This window comes from Streptomyces sp. NPDC022552 (assembly GCF_055561875.1).
Genome location: NZ_JBVHGJ010000013.1, coordinates 52,774 through 72,672 on the forward strand (window position 1 = coordinate 52,774; position 19,899 = coordinate 72,672).

Consider the following 19,899-nt stretch of genomic DNA (forward strand, 5'->3'; position numbering starts at 1 on the left):
ATGCTCCTCAGCTCGAAAGACGGGCCAGGATCAGCGGACCGAGGTCCGTGACATCACCCGCGCCCATCGTCAGAACGAGATCACCGGGCCTGGCCATTCCCGCGACGACGTCCGGCACCGAGGCCTTGTCGTGCACCGGCGTCACGTCCGCGCCGGCCGCGCGCGCCGCCGCGACGATCAGCTCGCTGGTGATGCCGGGGATCGGGTCCTCGCGGGCCGGGTAGATGTCCAGGACCACGGAGGCGTCGGCGAGGGCCAGGGCGTCGCCCATCTCCTTGCCGAGCTCCTGGGTACGGGAGAAGAGGTGGGGCTGGAAGACCACCAGGAGGCGGGCGGCCCCGGCGGCGCCGCGCATGGCCTCCAGGTCGGCCGTCATCTCGGTGGGGTGGTGGGCGTACGAGTCGATGACCTGGACGCCGGCCGCCTCGCCCTTGAGCTGGAGGCGGCGGCCGACACCGGTGTACGCGGTGAGGGCCTGCGCCAGCTCCGCCGGGTCGATGCCCACGCGGGAGCCGGCGGCGAGGGCCGCGGCGGCGTTGTGGGCGTAGTGCCGGCCGGGGACGGAGACGGTGAAGGTGTGCTCGACGCCGTCGAGGACGACGACGACCTCGCTGGTCATGCCGTTCGGGACGATCGAGCGGATCCACACGTCGGAGGTCTCGGACTCGCCGACGGTGATCACGTGCAGGTCGCGGTTGCCGGAGACCCGCCCGGCCAGTTCGCGGGCGCCGGGGTGCTCGCCGACGACGAGGGTGCCGCCGGAGCGGATCTTGGCGGTGAAGGCCTCGAAGGACTCGTAGATCTCGTCCATGGAGGCGTAGTTCGCGTGGTGGTCCAGCTCGACGTTGAGGACGATCGCGACCTCGGGGTCGTACTTCTGGAAGCTGCGGTCGCTCTCGTCGGCCTCCGCGACGAAGACCTCCCCGGCGCCGTGGCGGGCGTTCGTGCCCGGTCCGGCGAGGTCGCCGCCGATGGCGTACGACGGGTCGAGGCCGAGCTCGGTGAGCGCGACGGCCAGCATGGACGTGGTCGTCGTCTTGCCGTGCGTTCCGGCCACGGCGATCGCGCGCAGGCCGTCCATGAGGGAGGCGAGCGCGTCGGAGCGGTGGACGACGGGGATGCCCAGCTCGGCGGCGCGGGCCAGCTCGGGGTTGTCGGCGCGGATGGCGCTGGAGACGACGACGGCGGACGCGTCGTCGGCGAGGTGGGCGGCGGCGTGCCCGATGTGCACCGTGACCCCGAGCGCGCGCAGCGCCTCGGCGGTCGCGGACTCCTTCGCGTCGCTGCCGGCGACCTTCGCTCCGCGCTGGGCGAGGATCTTCGCGATGCCCGACATTCCGGCACCGCCGATGCCGATGAAGTGCGGCCGTTCCATGGCGGCAGGGATGGCGGGTGCCATGAGTGTTCTCCCCGGGGTACGACGTACAGGAGGTCCCCAGCCTAGTGGCTCCCTGTGCCACCCCCGGGCCGACGGCCCCGGGGGCGCCGCCGCCCGGGGCCCGGCGGGCGGCACGGAAGCCGACCACGCGCCCGGGCCCCGTTTCCCGAGGCCGGCCCGGCAGTGCCGGGCGAAAGGCCGGACCACAAGGCGCCGGGGCTCGGCCGCCGGCCACGGGCGACGACGCCGGACAACGGCGTCCTGCCCCGAGGCCGGACCCCAGGGCCCGACGTCAGGGCCGGACCGCAGGGCCGGACCGCAGGACCGGACCGCAGGGCTCGACCGCAGGACCGGACCGCAGGACCGGACCGCAGGACCGGACCGCAGGACCGGACCGCAGGGCTCGACCGCAGGACCGGACCGCAGGACCGGACCGCAGGGCTCGGACGTCCGCCATGCGCACCGGGCGCGGGTGTCGTGCCCCGCGATCAGCTCCCGCGCGCCCACCCCCGGGTCTGGAGCCCGAGGCCGGACGTCGGGCTCGGTCGTCGGCCATGGGCGCCGGGTACGGGCGTCCGCCCGGGACCTGGGCGGCGGCCCCCCTGGACCCCGGCGCGGGGCGTCAGCTCGTTTCCGCCTCGCTGTGGGCGAACAGTTTCAGGACCGGGACGCCGACCTTGTGGCGGGCCCGCGACGCCCAGTCGCGGTGGAAGAACTCCTCCACGTAGTGGGGCGCCGTCAGGACGATCACCTCGTCCGCGTCGGACTCGTCGACGACCGACTTCATCTTGTTCAGGGGGTGGTCCTCGACCACCTGTCCGACCGCCTCGCAGCCGGCGTTACGCAGCGCCTGGAGCGAGTGCTCCAGGGCCTGCTCCGCCGGGACACGGGCCGCCTTGCCCTCCGGCTCCTCGCCCTCACGGGTCGCTTCCTTGAGTTCGCCCATGGCGACGTCGTCGATGGCGCGCAGGAGTACATCGGCCTGGTCGCCCCGCGGCTGCATCAGCACGATGAACGACACGCTCTCGTCGCCGTGCAGGGTGGTGACGAACTCCACGTCGACGGACGTCAGGGGCTTCTCGATCATCAGAACGCTTGTGAACACCTCAGGAGCCCTTCTGCGGAAACCATCCTTCCCCGTGCCCGCACGGGGTCTACGGGGGTAAGTGTGCCCAGCGGAAGCTAACCGGAACGACAAATTCCGCCGATTGTCAGATCTGACGGTAGCGGGTGAAGAGGAACCCGGCCTCCTCCAGTACGGACGCCACGGCGAACCGTTGCGGCACGGCCACCGAAGGCCCCCCGGCGATGCGCTGCGCGGTGCCCGCCGTCATCGTCGGCGAGACCGTCAGACACAGCTCGTCGAGCACTCCGGCCGCCACGAACTGGCCGAGCAGCCGCGGACCGCCCTCGGTCAGCTGCCGCCGCAGACCCCGCTCCGCGAGCGCCGCCACCGCGCGGGCCGGCTCGACCCCGGGCCCGTCCCCGGCGATCACCACATCCGCCCCCGCCTTCCCGGCCTCGGCCACCCGGTCGACCGGCGCCGCGGCGCCGGTCAGGACGAGGGTCGGGACCAGGGGCTCGGTGAAGAGCGGAGCGGAGAAGTCCAGGTCGAGGGAGGCGCTGACCACGGCGATCACCGGCGCGGGGCCCTGCCCGGCGGACTCCCGGCGGGCCGCGAAGGCCTCACGCGCGCGTGCCGGGCGGTATCCCTCCTGGCGTACCGTCTCCGCCCCCACGACGATCACGTCCGCGAGCCCCCGCAGCGTGCCGAAGATCCGCATGTCGCTGTCGGAGGAGAGGGGCTGGGAGCGGCCCTCGTGCTGTCCGGCGCCGTCGAGGGAGGAGACCATGTTGGCGCGCAGCCAGGTCTCGCCGGGGGCGAGTCCGGGGTACGCGTAGGCGTCGGCGAGCTCGTCGAGGGACCACTCCCTGTCACCGAAGGTGTCCTGACCGGCGTCGTCGCTTGCTGTCATGTCCGTCACAGGGAACAGGCGTCGCATCCTCGCAGTCTGACACGGCGCTTAGAGTGGGTAACTGTGTCGACCCGTACCTTCCACGCCTCGCGCGTCATAGCCGAAGCCTCTTCCGGCGAAACGGCCCCGGTCTCCCTCTGCGCCCGGGAGCCCCACGTCCCCGCCGACCGGCTCGTGGCGGAGATGGTCCCGCCGCCCCGGTTCGACTCGGTCCGCTTCGACACGTACATCCCGGACCCGAACCAGCCGAGCCAGACCGACGCGGTCAAGGCCCTGAGCTCCTTCGCCGAGGGGCTCGGCGGTGCCCACGCCACCGGCGCCGGGAAGCGCCCGGCCCTCAGCCGCTGGTTCGCGAAGAAGCCGGCCGCCCCCACCGGGCCGCGCGGCGTCTATCTCGACGGCGGTTACGGCGTCGGCAAGACCCACCTGCTCGCCTCCCTCTGGCACGCCACGCCCGCCGAGCCCGGGCTCAAGGCCTTCGGCACGTTCGTGGAGCTGACCAACCTGGTGGGCGCGCTGGGCTTCCAGCAGACGGTGCGCACGCTCAGCGGACACCGGCTGCTCTGCATCGACGAATTCGAACTGGACGACCCGGGCGACACGGTCCTGGTCTCCTCCCTCCTCAGCCGGCTCGTCGAGGCGGGCGTGGCGCTCGCCGCGACCTCCAACACGCTGCCGGGCAAGCTGGGCGAGGGCCGGTTCGCCGCCGCCGACTTCCTGCGCGAGATCCAGGGCCTCTCCGCCCACTTCCGTCCGCTGCGGATCGACGGCGAGGACTACCGCCACCGCGGACTGCCCGAGGCCCCCGCCCCGTACTCCGACGGACAGGTGACGAAGGCGGCGTACGCCACGCCGGGCGCTTCGCTCGACGACTTCCCGCATCTGCTCGACCACCTGGCCAAGGTCCACCCCAGCCGGTACGGCGCGCTCACCGACGACCTGACGGCGGTCTGCCTCACGGACGTACAGGCGGTCCCGGACCAGTCGACGGCGCTCCGGCTCGTCGTCCTCGCCGACCGGCTGTACGACCGCGAGGTCCCGGTGCTCGCCTCCGGGCTCCCCTTCGACCGTCTGTTCAGTGAAGAGATGCTGAAGGGCGGGTACCGCAAGAAGTACTTCCGGGCGATCTCCCGGCTCACGGCGCTGGCACGAGACGCGAAGGGCTTGGTCGAGCAGTAGGTTGGGGGCCATACCCGATCGAAGGGATACACCATGGCCACCGTCCGCCACGCCCACACCGTCTGGGAGGGCGACCTCCTCAAGGGCAAGGGCGTCGTCACCCTCGACTCCTCCCGCCTCGGCGAGTACCAGGTCTCCTGGCCGTCTCGCGCCGAGGAGCCGAACGGCAAGACCAGCCCGGAAGAGCTGATCGCCGCCGCGCACTCCTCCTGCTTCTCCATGGCGTTCTCCAACGGTCTGGCCAAGGCCGGCAACCCGCCCACCCGCCTGGAGACCAAGGCCGACGTCACCTTCCAGCCCGGCGAGGGCATCACGGGCATCCACCTGACCGTGCGCGGCGAGGTCCCCGGCCTGGATGCGGACGAGTTCAAGGCTCTGGCCGAGGACGCCAAGAAGAACTGCCCCGTGAGCCAGGCGCTCACCGGCACGACGATCACGCTGACCGCTGAACTCGCCTGATCACTCACGCCACATGAGGCCGTTGTGGCCCGCATGGTTCACGTGTCACTACCCTGCGTGGTACACACATGCGGGTCACACGTCACAGCACACACCTGTCCGCCAACAGGAAAAGTGGGTTGCCTCATGTCCGCAACACGACGTCAGATCCTGTCCCGCACCGGCGCGTCCGTCGCCGGCATCGCCTTCACCGGCGCCTTCGCCGAACTCTTCGCCGGTACGTCGGCCGCTCGCGGTCACTCCGGCTACGGACCGCTGGTCCCGGACCCCGACGGCCTCCTCGACCTCCCCGAGGGTTTCCGCTACACGGTCCTCTCCCGCGAGGGTGAGGACCTCCGTTCCGGCGAGGGTCCCGTCCCGAGCAACTTCGACGGCATGGCCGCCTTCGCCGGCCGCCGCGGACGGGTCCATCTCGTCCGGAACCACGAGAACCGGTCCACCGGCCGCATCGGGGTCCCGACCGTCGAGGGGCTGACGTACGACCCCGCCGGCAAGGGCGGCTGTACGGCGCTCACGCTCGACGGTCGCAGCAACGTCCTCGACGAGCACGTCGCGATCGCGGGCACGGCGGTCAACTGCGCGGGCGGGCCCACCCCTTGGGGTACGTGGCTGACCTGCGAGGAGACCGAGGACAGGGCCGGGACCAACGGCTACACCAAGGACCACGGCTTCATCTTCGAGGTCGACGGAGCCGACCCGCACCGCACCGGAGCCGTACCGCTCACGGCCATGGGCCGCTTCCAGCACGAGGCGATCGCCGTCGACCCGCACAGCGGGATCGTGTACGAGACGGAGGACGCGTTCGAGCGGCCGTTCGGGCTCTTCTACCGCTTCCTGCCCGAGGTGCCGATGGGCGGCCGCGGTTCGCTGCGCGCGGGCGGGGAGCTGCAGGCGATGCGGGTGCCGGGTGTGCCCGACCTCTCCGTGATCCAGGAGACCGGCGCGAGCTTCGACCGCGTCGAGTGGGTGCCCGTACCGGACCCGCTGGCCGTCGAGACCCCCATCAGGCACCAGGACTTCGGGCAGCGGGGCATCACCCACGCGCAGAAGCTGGAGGGCTGCTACTGGGGTGGCCGGTCCGTCTACTTCGTCTCGTCGTTCGCCCGCACCGGAGACGGCTCCGCAGGGACCCACTTCGGGCAGGTGTGGAGGTACGAGCCGTACCGTCGCCGTCTGACGCTCGTCGTCGTCTTCGGCCCGAGCACCGACATCCAGCTGCCCGGCGAGTCGCCGGACAACATCTGCCTCGCCCCGAGCGGCGGGCTGATGGTCTGCGAGGACGGCAACGGCGCCCAGCACGTGTACGGGGTGAGCCGGCGGGGCGAGGTGTACGCGGTGGCACGGGGGGCGCAGAACATCGGCACCCCGGAGGCGCCGGAGTGGGGCGAGTTCGCGGGAGTCACGTTCTCCCCGGACGGCCGGACCATGTACGTCAACTGCTACACGCCCGGCACGACGTTCGCGGTGACGGGGCCGTGGTGCTGACGTAGCCCCGCGTGCCAGCGGTCGCGCGCCCGCGTGTTCCGTCGCAGGATCGGGGGAAGGCGCGGGTGGACGCGAAGGGTGGCGAGGTGGCGAAGAAGGACCAGAAGCAGGAGAAGAAGCAGGGCGAGAAGCGGAAGCCCGGGTCGGCGAAGGACGCGGACAGGAAGGACGGAACGAAGAAGGACAGGCCCAGGAAGGACGGGTCGAAGAAGGAGAGGTCCAGGAAGGACGCGTCCGAACAGCTCCGCTCGATGAAGCAGCCGGTCCTGCGTGACCTGCTGCGCGTTCCCGCCGGGAAGCCGGTCGACCTCTCCGCGTACTCCCCCTCGGAGATCACCGCCGGGCCCGCGGACAAGAGGGCGGGGATCGAGGCGACAGCCCTGCTCGCCCCCCGCCTCGCCGAGTTCCAGGAGCGCCTGTACGCGGCGAGCACGGCCGGCGACCGCCGTCGGCTGCTGCTCGTCCTCCAGGGCATGGACACCAGCGGCAAGGGCGGCACGGTCAAGCATGTGATCGGCCATTTCAACCCCTCCGGCTGCCGGGTCCGCGCCTTCAAGGCGCCGACGGCGGAGGAGCGCAACCACCCCTTCCTCTGGCGGATCTCGCGGGCCCTTCCGGTGCCGGGCGAGATCGGCATCTTCGACCGCTCGCACTACGAGGACGTCCTCATCGCGCGCGTCCGCGACCTGGTCCCCCGCCGCGACCTCGGCCGCCGCTACGGCCAGATCAACCGGTGGGAGGAGTCCCTCGCCGACGACGGCGTGACGATCGTCAAGGTCTTCCTCCACATCTCGTACGAGGAGCAGCGCGCCCGGCTCCTGGAGCGCCTGGACAATCCGGAGAAGCACTGGAAGTTCAACGCGGGCGACATCGAGGAGCGCGCGCTGTGGCCCGCGTACCAGGAGGCGTACGAACTCGCCCTGGAACGCTGCTCGACCGGGGTGGCGCCCTGGTACGTGGTCCCGGCCGACCGCAAGTGGTACCGCAACTGGGCCATCAGCAAGCTGCTCCTGGAACACCTGGAGGCCCTGGATCCGCGGTACCCCCCGGGGGACTTCGACGTGGCGGAGAGCCGGAGGCTGCTACTGGCGAGCTGAGCGCTCCTGCGTGGCGAGGTAGCGCCTGAGGCCGGCGGAGACGTGGGAGCTCCCGTCCGGATTCCTCTTCAGGAGGGGGACCAGCGCGTCGCGCGACGCGAGCTCGTCCATCAGGCGGTGGAGCAGCCGGCGGTCGTCACCGCCGTGGTGGAGACGGTCGGCGAAGCGTCCGATCAGCCAGTCGTTCCGTGTGTCGGCGATGAACGCGAACAGGACGTCACGGTCGGACGCTTCCAGCCGGCCGATCCCCTCGTGGAACTGCCGGTCGTCGGCGGTCGACTGGGTTCTCAGTGCGCCGGCTCCGAACACCATGTGCTGAACGATCTGCCTCGCCACCCGCTCCAGCCCCGCGTCCAGAAGTCCGAGAGCGACGAGGAAGGGGTACGTCTCGTCCTTCCTCAGGCGTACTGACACCGCACGGGCCGTGGCGGCGAGGGGCGATGGTTCGGTCGAGTCGGCGAGGGCGTTGCGAATGAGGCTGATCGCCCGGGCCGGCTCGGTGGCACGGCGCACCGCGCGTGAGAGGATCAGGTCGCCCTGTGCACGTGTGATCCGGGCACGTGTGAGTCCTTGGTAGAAGGCCGCCACGTTGCTTTCGGTCACACGCGAGGCCACCGCTGTCATCCACGCGCCGGCGACAGCCGAGCTCTTCGACTGCTCCCGTTCCCTTTCTGCGGCAGCGAGTACGTTGACCTCCGGAGCGAACCGGATGAGGTCCTCCACCGGACGCAGCCTGGCGACGTCGGTCACGACGGTCTCCGACGTCATCGTGTCCGGGCTGTGCTCCACCAGCCAGTTCATGAGGTCGAGGACCTCCTCCAACGGCCTCGCCGAGGCCGCCTCCGTGAGTTCCTTCGCCGCCTCGGGGAAGAGCTCCTCCTCCCACATGCGCAGCAGCTCGTGCTTGAGCGCCTCCAGCGGAAGATCCTCGGCCGCGCCCCGCTCCGCAAGCTCCTGTTCCAGGCGGAGGACGTCGTCCCGCAGATCCGCGCTGCGCCGCTCGGCATCGGCGCGAAGTCGTTCGGCGTCCTGGAGATCCTTCCGCAGTTGGTCGATCTCACGGAGGAGACCCTGTTGCGATGCCCCCCAGTCCAGGCGCAGCTGGGTGAGGTCGTCGGCGAGATGGCCGGCCTCCGACTCCTTCTTCTCCAGCAGGGCGTGCAGCGCCTCGATGTTGCGGTGGGCGCGGTCGGTCTCGCGGCGGGAGCGGGCCAGCTCACCGCGCAGGCTCTCCAGCTGGAACTCGGCCGGGTTGCAGACCCTCAGAGCCTCCAGGCGCTGGTTCCGTATGGCCTCCTTCGCCTCCAGCTGGAGCGGTACGCCGATGTGCTCCTCGACCTCGCGGATCAGCCGGTCGACGAACTCCTGGGGTGCGAGCCGCTGGCCACCCAGGTAGCGGGAGACGGCCGACTTGTCGAGGTGGACGCGGTGGGCGTACTGGTTCTGGCTGATGCCGAGCCTGTTGAACAGCTCCCTCAACACGTTGCCGAGCACCGCAACTTCCGCCACGTCGCCGCGCTCGATCCGCGACGACATCCCGTTCGTACGGGCCACTTCGGTCATGGCACTCCCCCACCTGTGTTGACACCGCGTCGGCAACCGGTTGCGGCTTTCGCAACGTACCGGACGCCGCCGACGGTGGACCCACCAACCCCTGCCGCCTCCTCGGAAGGAGCCCTCCTCTTCATGCACGCACTTCGTCGGGCCCAGCGCGCCCTCATCGTCGCCTTCGCCCTGCTGCCCCTCCTCGTCGTCACCCTCGCCTTCGTGCCCGCCCTGCTCGTGCTGCCGTTCCGGCGGTCGCGGGCCGCGCAGACCCAGGCGATGGTCCGTCAGCTCACCGCGTGGACTCGTGCCCTGCTGCTGTCGAGCCGCGAACGCTGAACCGGGGCGATCGGATAACTTCCGTTCGTGACCATTTCTGCACGAAAGCTGTCGGCACTTGCTCTGCTGGGTGTCGTACTCGTCGGCTGCGGCGGGGGCTCGGCCGACACGGCGGCGGCGCCTGACCGTCCGTCCGCCGCACCGTCGAGCCCCGCGTCCGGCGCGAGCGCCGGCCCGAGCGCGAGCGCCGGAGCGGCTCCCGGGCAGCCGGCCGTCGTGCGCAAGGCTCCTCCCACGATGGCGCCGGGCCCGGGAGGGCTCACCCCCGTCTTCGAACGGGGCCGCAAGGGTACGGACAAGGTCGTCGCGCTCACCTTCGACGCCGACATGACGGCCGACCAGGGGCCGCGCGCGGCGAGCGGCGAACGGTTCGACAACCCGCAGCTGATCGAGACCCTGCGGCGGCTCAAGGTCGACTCCACGGTCTTCATGACCGGCCGGTGGGCCGAGGAGTACCCGGACCAGGCGAGGTCCATCGGCACCGACCCCCGCTTCGAGATCGCCAACCACTCCTACAGCCACTACGCCTTCGCCTCGCCCTGCTACGGCCTCCCGACGGTCGCCGAGCAGGACATGGCCGCCGACGTGAAGCGGGCCTTCGAGGCGTTCCGGAAGGCGGGGGCGCGCAATGTCGTCCCGTACTTCCGGTTCCCGGGCGGCTGCTACGACGGCCGGGCGCTGCACGCGCTCGGACCCGCCAAGGTCACGGCGGTGCAGTGGGACGTGGTCAGCGGCGACGCCTTCGCCAAGGACGGCGACGCGGTGGCCCAGCAGGTCCTCGACGGCGTGAAGCCGGGCTCGCTGGTGGTCATGCACTGCACCCGCAGCGCGGCCCCCGTCACAGAGCAGGCGATCCGCCGGATCGTCCCCGCGCTGCGGGCCAAGGGCTACCGCTTCGTGAAGGTCTCCGAGCTGATGGCAGAGCGGGCGTCCTAGGCGCTGACGCGGTGGAGTTCCGCGATGACGTCCGCCGCCCGCCGGTTCGCCGTGAGACCCCACGACGGGGAGAGCGCCGCCAGCCGGGCGACCGCCGACCCCAGCCACTCCGGGTCGCCCAGCCGGTGGGCCGACTTCGCCTCGACCGTGTGCCGGATCAGGTGCCCCAGCCAGAAGACGTCGGCCGCCGTGTAGCGATGTTCGTGGTGGCTGTAGCGCGCCGACCAGTCCTCGTACGGGTGGCGCAGCAGCGCGGTGACGGCGCACCCGTCGGGGCCCATGACCGTGCCGTGGGAGGCGCCGAGAACACCCATGGGCCGACTGGCCGTCCACTCCCGCCCGGTGGCGCGCAGGTGCATCTGCATGAACCTGGACCACGGTACGACGGCCTCCGGTTCGGATGCCGCGTTCCGGTGGTGCTCCAGGCCTTCGGCGGTGAGCACGAGGCACGCCCCGCCCTCCCGCTTCGGGTCCCCGATGACCCATCGGTCTCCGACGAGCTCGAGCGGCCCCAGTCGTTCCACGGTGAACCCCCGTACGCGGATGCTGATATGACGTCGCATCATCACCCTACTCCCGGGGCGGACCGACGCCGGAGACCCGAGCGGCGGTCCCGAACGTCAGCGGCCCCACGGTCCTCACTCCCGCCGGGCCGTGGCTCTCGTGCTCACGGCCGCCGCCGCGGCGGCGAGTGCCAGGGCGCCGGCGAGGGCGGGCCAGGGCATCGGGGTGGTCGCGGTGCGGGAGCCGGTGATCAGGCCCGCGACCGCGTACTGCGCCGGTGAACCGGTCGTCACGAGCGCGAGGAGCGAGCCGAGGACCAGCGCGGCGAGGGACCAGCCGCGGGAGCGGACGAGCGGCCGGGTGGTGAGGGCGCCCACCGCGGCGCCGGTCAGGGCGCAGGCCGCGGTGGCGAGCAGGCCGGCGGTCGCGGCCTCGACCGGGTCGACGCTGCGGAGGTCGCTCATCGCCGTCACACCGAGGACGGCGACGACTCCGAGCAGGACCGCGCACGCCACGGCTGCCAGGACGGCCGCGAGGTGGGCCCGTTCGCGGCCGGCGGCGGCAGCCACCACGTGCCGCACGGCGGACGGTTCCTGGCCGAGACAGATCCGCACGATCCAGGCAGTCACGGGGAGCAGCGCGGCGGCCGTGTAGCCGAGGGCGCCGAGCACGGGCTCGCCGGCCCGGACGCCGACGCCGAGGAACACCGCGTACAGGAGCACCGGCGCGAGCCAGCGCTGGGAGCGCAGCAGCAGGTCGGTCTGGTAGCGCAGAAGTGCCGTCATACCCGTCCTGCCCGGATGCCCGCGGTGCTCAGTTCGTGGATGTGGCAGGAGGAGGCGAGCAGGGCCCGGAGCAGCGCGTCGGAGTGCGCCGCGTCGACCCCGTACACCGTCGTGCCGTCGGGTCCGGGCTCGTACGACGGCGCGCCGGGGAGCCCGTCGGGGAGCGGGCTGCCGCCGGAGGCCACGATCCGCGCACGGGTGGGGACATCCTCGTCGCGTCGCGGAGTCCCGGCCCGTACCCGCCCCGCCTCCACCGTGAACGCGGCGTCGGCCTCCCCCGCGAGCCGCCGCGGGTCGTGGTCGACGAAGACGACCGTGCCGCCCGCCGCGACCCGTTCGCGCACGGCTCGGTCCAACTGCTCCCGCGCGCCCGTGTCGAGGCCCGTCCACGCCTCGTCGAGGACCAGGAGGTCGGGCCCGGCCAGCAGCGCCTGGGCGACGGCGACCTTCTGGCTGCTGCCCTTGGAGAGCTCGGCGAGCGGGGTGTCCGCGAACTGCCCCGCGCCGAACCGTTCCAGCCACTCCCCCGCCCTCGTCGCCGCCTCGGCCCGGCCGAGCCCCTGGATGCGCCCGAGGTGCGTCAGACAGCCGCTCGCGGTGAAGGGCAGGGCGGCGGGGAAGCGTTCCGGGACGTACGCCGTGCGCCGTGGCCGGCCGGTGATCCGGCCCTCCGTCGGTGCGTCGATGCCCGCGACGAGCCGGAGCAGCGTCGACTTTCCGGTGCCATTGGTGCCCGTGATCCTGACGAGGCTGCCGGCGGGCAGACCGAGGCCGACCTCGCGCAGCACCCACGGGCCGCGCAGGCCGTACCGGCGCCCCACCCGTTCCAGGTTCAGTTCGAGGTCTTCTGCGGGGTGAGCTCGCTGGGCCGGACGATGACGAAGCCCTCGCCCTCCAGCTTCAGCTGGACCGCCTCGCCCGAACCGCCGCGGATCATCGAGCCGACGGACTGCGAGCGGTGCAGCGAGGTCTGCAGCTGGTTGCTCCAGCCGACGACGGCGTCGGTGTCGACGTACACCGGGTACTGCGCCGTGACGGGGATGACGATCGGGTTGCCCTCGCAGATCAGGGCGATCTTGCCGTAGCCGGTGAAGACGCTGTTGAAGAGGCCGCCACCGGTCATGCCGGCGCCCTTCACCGTCTTGATCTCGTAGCTGAGGGTGGAGTCGAAACAGAGGACGTTGCGGCCGTTGACGGTGAACGCGTCGTTCTGCTCGATGTCGACGATGAAGCAGTTCTGCGCCTCGTGCGCGAACCAGGCCTCGCCCTGACCGCGCACGGCCATCAGCGCCAGGCCCTCGCCGGTGACGGCGCGCTTGAGCATGCCGCCGATGCCCTGGCCCTTGCGCTCGAACTGGAGGTTGCCACGGAAGGCGATCATCGAACCCTGGCGCGCCTGCATCTCGCCGTTGACGGCGTACTTGACGCACTTGGCGTTCTGCAGGGTCATGCCCGGGAACGTCGCGGTCTCGGCGAGGTTCTCGCCGGCAAAAAGGTCGCTCTTCATGAGGTCATCCTGTCCCGGAACCATCCGTTCCTCCAAGAAGGGTCTCTTTGAGCGGTGGCAGAATTGCCAGGTGAGCAGCGAAGAGACCGACATCCGCGATGAGAAGCCCCAGTTCGTCCTCCCCCTGGTCGTACGGATCGAGCGGGCGGAGCCCCCGGCCCGTACCGACGCCCTGGAGGCGGCCGCCCGCGCGGTCCTGGAGATCCTCGCCGACGAGCGCTCGACCGGGGACGGCGAGTGGGCACAGATCATGACCGACTGGCAGGACGCCCGGATCCGCAAGGTCGTGCGCCGGGCGCGCGGTGCGGAGTGGCGGCGCGCGGAGGCGCTCCCGGGGATCACGGTGACGGGTGAGGCCGCGGAGGTACGGGTGTTCCCGCCGGTCCCGTTGGACGGCTGGCCCAAGGAGCTGGCCAAGCTCCAGGTCTCGGGCACCGACCTGGAGGACCCGGCCGCTCCCGGCGCCCCGCGTTCGGGCGCCGCGCTGCTCTGGCTCAACCCGGAGCTGGACATGTCCGCGGGCAAGACGATGGCCCAGGCGGGGCACGGGGCGCAGCTGCTGTGGTGGGAGCTGGCGGAGGCCGACCGCAAGGCGTGGCGCGAGGCCGGTTTCCCGCTGGCCGTACGCACGGCCGATCCGGCGCGCTGGGCGGAGCTGACGACGAGCGGCCTGCCGGTGGTGCGGGACGCCGGATTCACGGAGATCGCGCCCGGTTCGTGCACGGTCGTGTCCGAGTTTCCCGCGCTCGGATCGCTCGGCGACTGAACACGCCCGTCCCGTAGTACGTATCTCCCGATACCGCCAAGCGGGTTGAACGGAAGCGTCGTTACCGCTTCAGTTCCGGTGACCGATATTTCGAACGTACGGGAGAGACACCTTGTCGCTACGTGTCAACGGGACGGCACTCATCATCGCGGCGCTCGTCGCGACGGTCGGCGCGCTCGCCTTCCCCGTCTGGTCCTACGCCGACCGATCCGGAACCGGCGAGGCGAATCTGAACGCGTCGAGCGTCGCCACGCAGTGGGGGCCGCTCTCCGCCACGGACCGGGACTTCCTGGTGAAGGTACGGCTGGCCGGCCTCTGGGAGCTCCCCGCCGGCCAGCAGGCCATCGAACGCGCCCCGAGCAAGGCGATGGTGGAGTGCGGCGATCATCTCGTCGTCGGCCACACGGACCTGGACCGGCGGGCCCGCGACGTGGCGGCGAAGCTGGGCGTCGAGCTGCCGAACCAGCCGACCGAACAGCAGCAGGGGTGGCTGCGCGAGCTGACGGCCGCGAGCGGCCAGGAGTACGAGCGCAAGTTCGCGAACCTGCTGCGCAACGCGCACGGCAAGGTGTTCGCGCTGGTCGCGGAGGTCCGGCACACCACGCGCAACACGCTGATCCGGCAGCTGGCGAGCGACGCGAACCAGACCGTGCTGGACCACATCACCATGCTGGAGGCCACCGGGATGGTCGACCACGACGCGCTCGCGAACGAGGCGGCCGGCCGGAAGACGGCGCCTCCGACGGGCCCGCCGGTCGTGCCGTCGCCCGCGGTGCCCTCGCCGGTGGTCCCGTCGGGGACCGACCAGTCCTTCACCTCCCGCCCGGTGCCGGAGGCGGGCATCGTGACGCCGCACTCGGAGCCGTAGCGGCACCGAAACCTCAAATCAACCTCTGAACGTCCCCCCGACTGGATTCGAACGTGTCCGGCAGGGCCATCACGTGGGGGACTGAAGGAGGGGGACATGACGGAACTCGGCATCGGCATCGGCTGGCGGCCGGAGATCGCGGAGGCGGTGGAGGCGCTCCCGGGCGTCGACTGGGTGGAGGTCGTGGCGGAGAACGTCTGCGCGGGCCACCTGCCCGACTCGCTGACGCGGCTGCGCTCGCGCGGGGTCACGGTCGTCCCGCACGGGGTCTCGCTGGGTCTCGGCGGCGCGGACCGGCCGGACGCGGGGCGGCTCGCCGACCTGGCGGCGACGGCGACGGCGCTGGGGGCGCCGCTGGTGACGGAGCACATCGCGTTCGTCCGGGCCGGGGGCGCGCTGACCGCGACCCCGGTCCTGGAGGCGGGCCACCTGCTGCCCGTGCCGCGCACCTGGGACGCACTGGACGTGCTGTGCGAGAACGTCCGGATCGCGCAGGACGCGCTGCCGGTGCCGCTGGCCCTGGAGAACATCGCGGCGCTGATCTCCTGGCCGGGCGAGGAGCTGACCGAGGGCCAGTTCCTGGCGGAGCTGGTGGAGCGTACGGGGGTACGGCTCCTGATCGACGTCGCCAACCTGCACACGAACCACGTCAACCGGGGCGAGTCCCCGTCGAAGGCGCTCTCGGAACTCCCGGTGGAGGCGATCGCGTACGTCCATGTGGCGGGCGGCCTCTCCCGCGACGGCGTCTGGCACGACACCCACGCCCACCCGGTCCCGGAGCCCGTCCTGGACATCCTGTCGGACCTGGCCTCCCGGGTCGCCCCGCCGGGCGTCCTGCTGGAACGCGACGACAACTTCCCCGCGCCGGCGGAGCTGGCGTCGGAACTGACAGCGATCCGGGGGCGGGTGGCGGGGGCGCGGGCGACCGCGCCGGTGGCCATGGAGGCCGGCCCCGCGGTCGCTACGGCGGTGGCCGCCGCCGAGCAGCCGCTGCTCATCGGCGCGGGCGCCCGCGTGTCGGGCGGCCCGATGCCGCACCCGCTCGCACAGGCCGAGGTGCTCGCGGCGGAACCGGCCGCGGCTCAGGGGGCCGAGCGGACCGGAGGTGTACCGTCCGCGCCGACCGCCGCTCCCGCGCGGGCCGATGCCGCTCGGGAGCGGGTCGGGGTCGCGCAGGCCGCGCTGTTGTCCGCGCTCGTCGCCGGGACGCCCGTGCCCGAGGGGTTCGACCCGGCACGGCTCGGGGTGCAGAGCCGCGCCCTCCTGGGGAAGCGGGCCGACGTGATCGCCAAGATCGCGCCGGAGCTTCCCGAGATCCTCGGCGACGACTACCGGCCCGCGTTCCGCGCGTACGCCAGATCCCGCCCCATGACCGGCGGTTACCGCCGTGACGCGCTCGCCTTCGTCGAGCACCTGCTCGTCGCCGGACGCCCCGAGGACCCGGACGCCAGGCGCCGCCTCACCCGCTGGTGGCAGGAGCGCACCGACACGCGTCCGCCCGGCCCGACCGCCCGACTCATCCGCGCAGCCCGCGCCGCACTCGTACGGAGGTGACGCCCTCATGAACCTGATCGCTCTGCTCTTCTGGGCCACCGTGATCACCGGCTCCGCCCTGCTCATCGCCCGCCTCCGCGCCGCCCGCGCGGACCGCGGTGGTTCCGTCCACGACCTCGCCGAGGCCGCCTTCCTGGCCGGCGGCCCGCCCAGGGTCGTGGACACGGCCCTGGCGACGCTGCACGCCCAGGGGCTGATCGGGGTCGGCGGTCCCGGCCTCGTCGTCGTCCTCCGCCCTGACCTGCGGGCCCGGGACCATGTCGGCCGCGCCGTCATGGAGCAGCTCGCGGCCGCTCCCAGCGGCGCTCTGCACGAGCTGCGCCTGGCGGTGATGCGGAGCCCTGCCGTCCAGGAGATCGGCGACGGCCTGGCGGCGCGCGGTCTGATGGTGGCGCCGGACGTCCGGGCCGCCGGCAAGCGCGCGTGCCTCGCCCTCGGCATCACCTCGCTCGCACTCTTCGTCACCTCGATCGCCCTGTCCGTGGGCGTCGAACGCGAGGCGTTCGAGGTGCCGTTCCTCTTCAAGGTGATCCCCGTCGTCCTCGGCGGCATCTTCGTGGCCCTCGGCTGCGCCGCGTACAACGCCACCCGCCCCACCCGCGCCGGCCGGCGCGCCGCGGCCGAGTACCACCGGGACCACGTCTACGACGCCGACGCCGGGCACCAGGTGGCGCTGCGCGGACTGCGCGGCGTTGCGGATTCCGAGCTCCGGACCCAGTTGATCGCGGCGGCTCGGATGCCGCTCTCCAGGACCCGCATCCACACCACCTCCGGAGCGTCCGGCACGGACGTGGTCCTGCTCCCGATGCTCTGGTGCGCGGGCACTCCGGGCAGCCCGGGCGGCTGCGGCGGCGCTGCCGGGAACACGGGAGGCGGCGGGGGCGGCTCGGACAGCGGGTCCGGGGGCGGCGGCTGTTCCGCGAGCGCCTGCTCCGGCGGTTCCAGCGGCGGGTCGAGCTGTTCGAGTTCCAGCGGCGGGGGCAGCTCCTGCTCCAGCAGCAGCAGTTCGAGCTGTTCCAGCAGCAGCGGGTCGAGCTGCTCCAGCTCCAGCGGCTGACCGGGTCGATTCCCGCGACACCGGCCGGAGATCCTTTACAAGGGGCGGCCGATCGTGCCAACGATCCTGCCGTGAAAGCCCTCGCGTTGACCGGAACCGTCGGGTCGTTGCTGCTGACCTCCCTCACCGCCGCACCCGCCCCCGCCCTGGACACCCCGCCCGCCGACAACGGCGGCACCGTCGTCGCCGCCCGCCGCGCGGCCGCCGAAGGCATCCGCTTCGGCGGCTGCCCGGCGGCCGAGAAGCTGCCGCCGTCCGTCCAGTGCGGCACCGTCCGGGTCCCGCTCGACTACGCGGACCCCGACGGTGCCCGGATCCCGCTCACCGTCAGCAGGATCAGGGCCTCGGGCCCGGCCGCCGACCGGCAGGGCGCGCTCGTCTTCAACCCGGGCGGCCCCGGCGCCTCGTCGACGTACTTCCCCCTGGTCGCGGAGCTCCCGGCCTGGAAGCGGATCGCCGCCGCGTACGACCTGGTCGGCTACGCCCCACGTGGCGTGGGTGCCTCCGCCCCGGTCTCCTGCCAGGACCCCGCCGACCGCCCCAAGGGCCCCACCCCGGCGCCCACCCACCCCTCCGAGGTCTTCAAGCGGGAGCGGATCGCCCGCGCGAAGACGTACGCCCAGGGCTGCGCGACCCGCACCGGCACGGCGCTGCGGCACTACCACTCGCTCAACAACGCCCGTGACCTGGAGGTCCTGCGGGCCGCGCTCGGCGAGCCGAAGCTGACGTACATGGGCGCCTCCTACGGCACGTACTTCGGCGCGCTGTACGCGACGCTCTTCCCGCACCGGGTGCGCCGCATGGTCTTCGACGCACCCGTCCACCCGGCTCCGGGGAAGATCTGGTACGCCAACAACCTCGACCAGTCACGCGCGTTCGAGGGCCGCTGGACCGACTTCCGCGCCTGGGTCGCCAAGCACCACAAGGTGTACGGCCTCGGCGCCACCGTCCAGGAGGTCCAGGAGAGTTACGAGAAGGTCCGCGCCGAACTCGCGGCGCGGCCGGCCGGCGGGCGCGTCGGCCCGGGGCAGCTCCACGGGGCGATGCTCCAGGCCGGGTACCACGACGGTTTCTGGCCACTGCGGGCCACGGCCCTCGCCCGTTATCTGAAGGGCGATCCGAAGCCGCTGATCGAACAGGCGGCGCCGGACGAGGAGATCACGGAGTCGACGGACAACGGGGCTGCCGTCTACACGGCGGTGGAGTGCAACGACGCGCCGTGGCCGGAGGACTTCGCCGTCTGGGACCGGGACAACACCCTTCTGGCGAGGGACGCCCCGTTCGAGACCTGGGACAACGTCTGGGCCAATCTGCCCTGTGCGTACTGGAAGACACCGCGGCAGAGGCCGCTGGACGTACGGACCGGTCACGGCGTGCTGCCGCCGGTGCTGATCCTGGCCGCCGAGCGGGACGCGGCCACGCCGTACGAGGGAGCCCTCGAACTTCAGCGCAGGCTGGCGGGTTCGGCCCTGGTGACCGAGCGGGAGGCCGGTACGCATGGCATCGGGGGCGGGGCGAACGCCTGCGTCAACGGGTACCTGGAGACGTATCTGCTGACGGGGATCGTCCCGGACTCCGCCGGAAAGACGCCGGTGCGGCGCGCGTCGTGCGCGCCGCACCCGGAGCCGGACCCGGTGTCGCTGGAGCGGCGTGCGGAACTCCGTCCGCCGTCTGATCTTCCGGGTCGAGGGGTGACGTCCCGGCAGGCAGCCGGACCGTCACCGAGTCGGTAGGGCGGCCGTCAGGCCAGACCCGCCACCAGGTCCGCCACGGAGCGGCGGCGACCGGTGTAGAACGGGACCTCCTCGCGGACGTGCATCCGCGCCTCGGAGGCCCGCAGGTGGCGCATGAGGTCGACGATGCGGTGCAGCTCGTCGGCCTCGAACGCCAGGATCCACTCGTAGTCGCCGAGCGAGAACGAGGCGACCGTGTTGGCGCGGACGTCGGGGAAGCCACGGGCCATCTTGCCGTGGTCCGCGAGCATCCGGCGGCGGTCCTCGTCCGGCAGCAGGTACCAGTCGTAGGAGCGCACGAAGGGGTAGACGCTCACGTAGTCGCGGGGCGTCTCGTCGGCCAGGAAGGCCGGGATGTGCGACTTGTTGAACTCGGCGGGGCGGTGCAGCGCCATGTTCGACCAGACCGGCTCAAGGGCGCGGCCCAGCCTGGTGCGGCGGAAGAGGTTGTACGCGTCCTGGAGCTCGTCGCTCGTCTCGGCGTGCCACCAGATCATGACGTCCGCGTCGGCGCGCAGACCGGAGAGGTCGTACGTGCCGCGGACGGTGATGTCCTTGGCGGCGAGCTGGTCGAACAGCTCCTGGACCTCGTCGGCGTAGCCGGCGCGGTCCTCGGGCAGGTTGTCGCGCAGCTTGAACACAGACCACAGGGTGTAGCGGATGACCTCGTTGAGGTCCTTCGCCTTCTTACCGGCGTTCGGGATCTTTTCGGGCGCACTCATACGCCTATT

Annotated in this window: 20 protein-coding genes; 11 read left to right on the forward strand and 9 right to left on the reverse strand. The window is 72.1% G+C overall.

Annotated features, from left to right (window positions below; translation table 11 throughout):
• Positions 1–7: 7 nt before the first annotated feature.
• The 3 genes from murC to ACZ3OF_RS28135 all read right to left on the reverse strand — a co-directional run bounded on the left by murC (position 8) and on the right by ACZ3OF_RS28135 (position 3,381).
• Entirely contained in the window at positions 8–1,399 is a 1,392-nt protein-coding gene (gene murC, locus ACZ3OF_RS28125; protein WP_361674506.1) for a UDP-N-acetylmuramate--L-alanine ligase, read from the reverse strand.
• Positions 1,400–2,000: 601 nt separating this feature from the next.
• Positions 2,001–2,483 carry an indole-3-glycerol phosphate synthase gene (locus tag ACZ3OF_RS28130; protein WP_467307507.1) on the reverse strand — a complete coding sequence of 161 codons (483 nt, stop codon included), beginning with the start codon at positions 2,481–2,483 and terminating at the stop codon, positions 2,001–2,003.
• A 106-nt stretch (positions 2,484–2,589) separates the two neighbouring features.
• Positions 2,590–3,381 carry a pyrimidine reductase family protein gene (locus ACZ3OF_RS28135; RefSeq protein WP_467307509.1) on the reverse strand — a complete coding sequence of 264 codons (792 nt, stop codon included), beginning with the start codon at positions 3,379–3,381 and terminating at the stop codon, positions 2,590–2,592.
• A gap of 36 nt (positions 3,382–3,417) precedes the next feature.
• Here ACZ3OF_RS28135 and zapE point away from each other — a divergent pair, with 36 nt between their 5' ends.
• The 4 genes from zapE to ACZ3OF_RS28155 all read left to right on the forward strand — a co-directional run bounded on the left by zapE (position 3,418) and on the right by ACZ3OF_RS28155 (position 7,574).
• Positions 3,418–4,533, forward strand: coding sequence for a cell division protein ZapE (gene zapE, locus ACZ3OF_RS28140; RefSeq protein WP_467307511.1), 1,116 nt, complete (start codon positions 3,418–3,420; stop codon positions 4,531–4,533).
• A 33-nt stretch (positions 4,534–4,566) separates the two neighbouring features.
• Positions 4,567–4,992, forward strand: a complete 426-nt coding sequence (locus ACZ3OF_RS28145; protein WP_467307513.1) for an OsmC family protein — start codon at positions 4,567–4,569, stop codon at positions 4,990–4,992.
• 126 nt (positions 4,993–5,118) lie between these two features.
• Entirely contained in the window at positions 5,119–6,477 is a 1,359-nt protein-coding gene (locus tag ACZ3OF_RS28150) for an alkaline phosphatase PhoX (RefSeq protein WP_467307515.1), read from the forward strand.
• 251 nt (positions 6,478–6,728) lie between these two features.
• Positions 6,729–7,574, forward strand: a complete 846-nt coding sequence (locus ACZ3OF_RS28155; protein ID WP_361674760.1) for a PPK2 family polyphosphate kinase — start codon at positions 6,729–6,731, stop codon at positions 7,572–7,574.
• Here ACZ3OF_RS28155 and ACZ3OF_RS28160 read toward each other — a convergent pair.
• On the reverse strand, positions 7,560–9,137 hold the full coding sequence (locus tag ACZ3OF_RS28160) for a helix-turn-helix domain-containing protein (RefSeq protein ID WP_467307517.1): 1,578 nt from the start codon (positions 9,135–9,137) through the stop codon (positions 7,560–7,562). The two genes, ACZ3OF_RS28155 and ACZ3OF_RS28160, sit on opposite strands and share 15 nt — an antisense overlap.
• Positions 9,138–9,260: 123 nt before the next feature.
• Between ACZ3OF_RS28160 and ACZ3OF_RS28165 the strand changes: the two genes are divergently transcribed.
• Together ACZ3OF_RS28165 and ACZ3OF_RS28170 are read left to right on the forward strand one after the other, a co-directional pair.
• Complete coding sequence (locus ACZ3OF_RS28165) at positions 9,261–9,458, forward strand: hypothetical protein (protein WP_361674518.1); 198 nt, start codon at positions 9,261–9,263, stop codon at positions 9,456–9,458.
• A gap of 27 nt (positions 9,459–9,485) precedes the next feature.
• Positions 9,486–10,394: a polysaccharide deacetylase family protein gene (locus ACZ3OF_RS28170; RefSeq protein WP_467307519.1), complete on the forward strand. Its 909-nt coding sequence runs from the start codon at positions 9,486–9,488 to the stop codon at positions 10,392–10,394.
• Here ACZ3OF_RS28170 and ACZ3OF_RS28175 read toward each other — a convergent pair.
• From ACZ3OF_RS28175 to ACZ3OF_RS28190, 4 genes are all read right to left on the reverse strand, one after another.
• Positions 10,391–10,960 (reverse strand): hypothetical protein, encoded by a 570-nt coding sequence (locus ACZ3OF_RS28175; protein WP_361674522.1) that lies wholly within the window; start codon positions 10,958–10,960, stop codon positions 10,391–10,393. The two genes, ACZ3OF_RS28170 and ACZ3OF_RS28175, sit on opposite strands and share 4 nt — an antisense overlap.
• Before the next feature lie 72 nt (positions 10,961–11,032).
• On the reverse strand, positions 11,033–11,683 hold the full coding sequence (locus tag ACZ3OF_RS28180) for an ABC transporter (RefSeq protein ID WP_361674524.1): 651 nt from the start codon (positions 11,681–11,683) through the stop codon (positions 11,033–11,035).
• Positions 11,680–12,519 (reverse strand): ATP-binding cassette domain-containing protein, encoded by an 840-nt coding sequence (locus ACZ3OF_RS28185; protein ID WP_361674762.1) that lies wholly within the window; start codon positions 12,517–12,519, stop codon positions 11,680–11,682. Before ACZ3OF_RS28185 ends, ACZ3OF_RS28180 begins: the two co-directional genes overlap by 4 nt.
• Positions 12,516–13,190, reverse strand: a complete 675-nt coding sequence (locus ACZ3OF_RS28190) for an AIM24 family protein (RefSeq protein ID WP_467307522.1) — start codon at positions 13,188–13,190, stop codon at positions 12,516–12,518. The genes ACZ3OF_RS28185 and ACZ3OF_RS28190 overlap by 4 nt, the downstream gene beginning before the upstream one ends.
• 70 nt (positions 13,191–13,260) lie before the next feature.
• On the opposite strand from ACZ3OF_RS28190, the gene ACZ3OF_RS28195 reads away from it, so the two are divergent.
• The 5 genes from ACZ3OF_RS28195 (at position 13,261) to ACZ3OF_RS28215 (ending at position 19,168) form a co-directional block, all read left to right on the forward strand.
• Positions 13,261–13,956 carry a peptidyl-tRNA hydrolase gene (locus tag ACZ3OF_RS28195; RefSeq protein WP_467307524.1) on the forward strand — a complete coding sequence of 232 codons (696 nt, stop codon included), beginning with the start codon at positions 13,261–13,263 and terminating at the stop codon, positions 13,954–13,956.
• Between the two features lie 112 nt (positions 13,957–14,068).
• On the forward strand, positions 14,069–14,824 hold the full coding sequence (locus ACZ3OF_RS28200) for a DUF4142 domain-containing protein (RefSeq protein ID WP_361674530.1): 756 nt from the start codon (positions 14,069–14,071) through the stop codon (positions 14,822–14,824).
• A 96-nt stretch (positions 14,825–14,920) separates the two neighbouring features.
• Positions 14,921–16,378: an MbnB/TglH/ChrH family RiPP precursor modification enzyme gene (locus ACZ3OF_RS28205; protein ID WP_467307526.1), complete on the forward strand. Its 1,458-nt coding sequence runs from the start codon at positions 14,921–14,923 to the stop codon at positions 16,376–16,378.
• Between the two features lie 7 nt (positions 16,379–16,385).
• Positions 16,386–17,435 (forward strand): TIGR04222 domain-containing membrane protein, encoded by a 1,050-nt coding sequence (locus ACZ3OF_RS28210; RefSeq protein ID WP_361674534.1) that lies wholly within the window; start codon positions 16,386–16,388, stop codon positions 17,433–17,435.
• Between the two features lie 71 nt (positions 17,436–17,506).
• Positions 17,507–19,168: an alpha/beta hydrolase gene (locus tag ACZ3OF_RS28215; protein WP_467307529.1), complete on the forward strand. Its 1,662-nt coding sequence runs from the start codon at positions 17,507–17,509 to the stop codon at positions 19,166–19,168.
• 8 nt (positions 19,169–19,176) lie between these two features.
• Here ACZ3OF_RS28215 and hemQ read toward each other — a convergent pair whose 3' ends face one another.
• Entirely contained in the window at positions 19,177–19,890 is a 714-nt protein-coding gene (gene hemQ, locus ACZ3OF_RS28220) for a hydrogen peroxide-dependent heme synthase (protein ID WP_361674538.1), read from the reverse strand.
• Between the last annotated feature and the right edge of the window lie 9 nt (positions 19,891–19,899).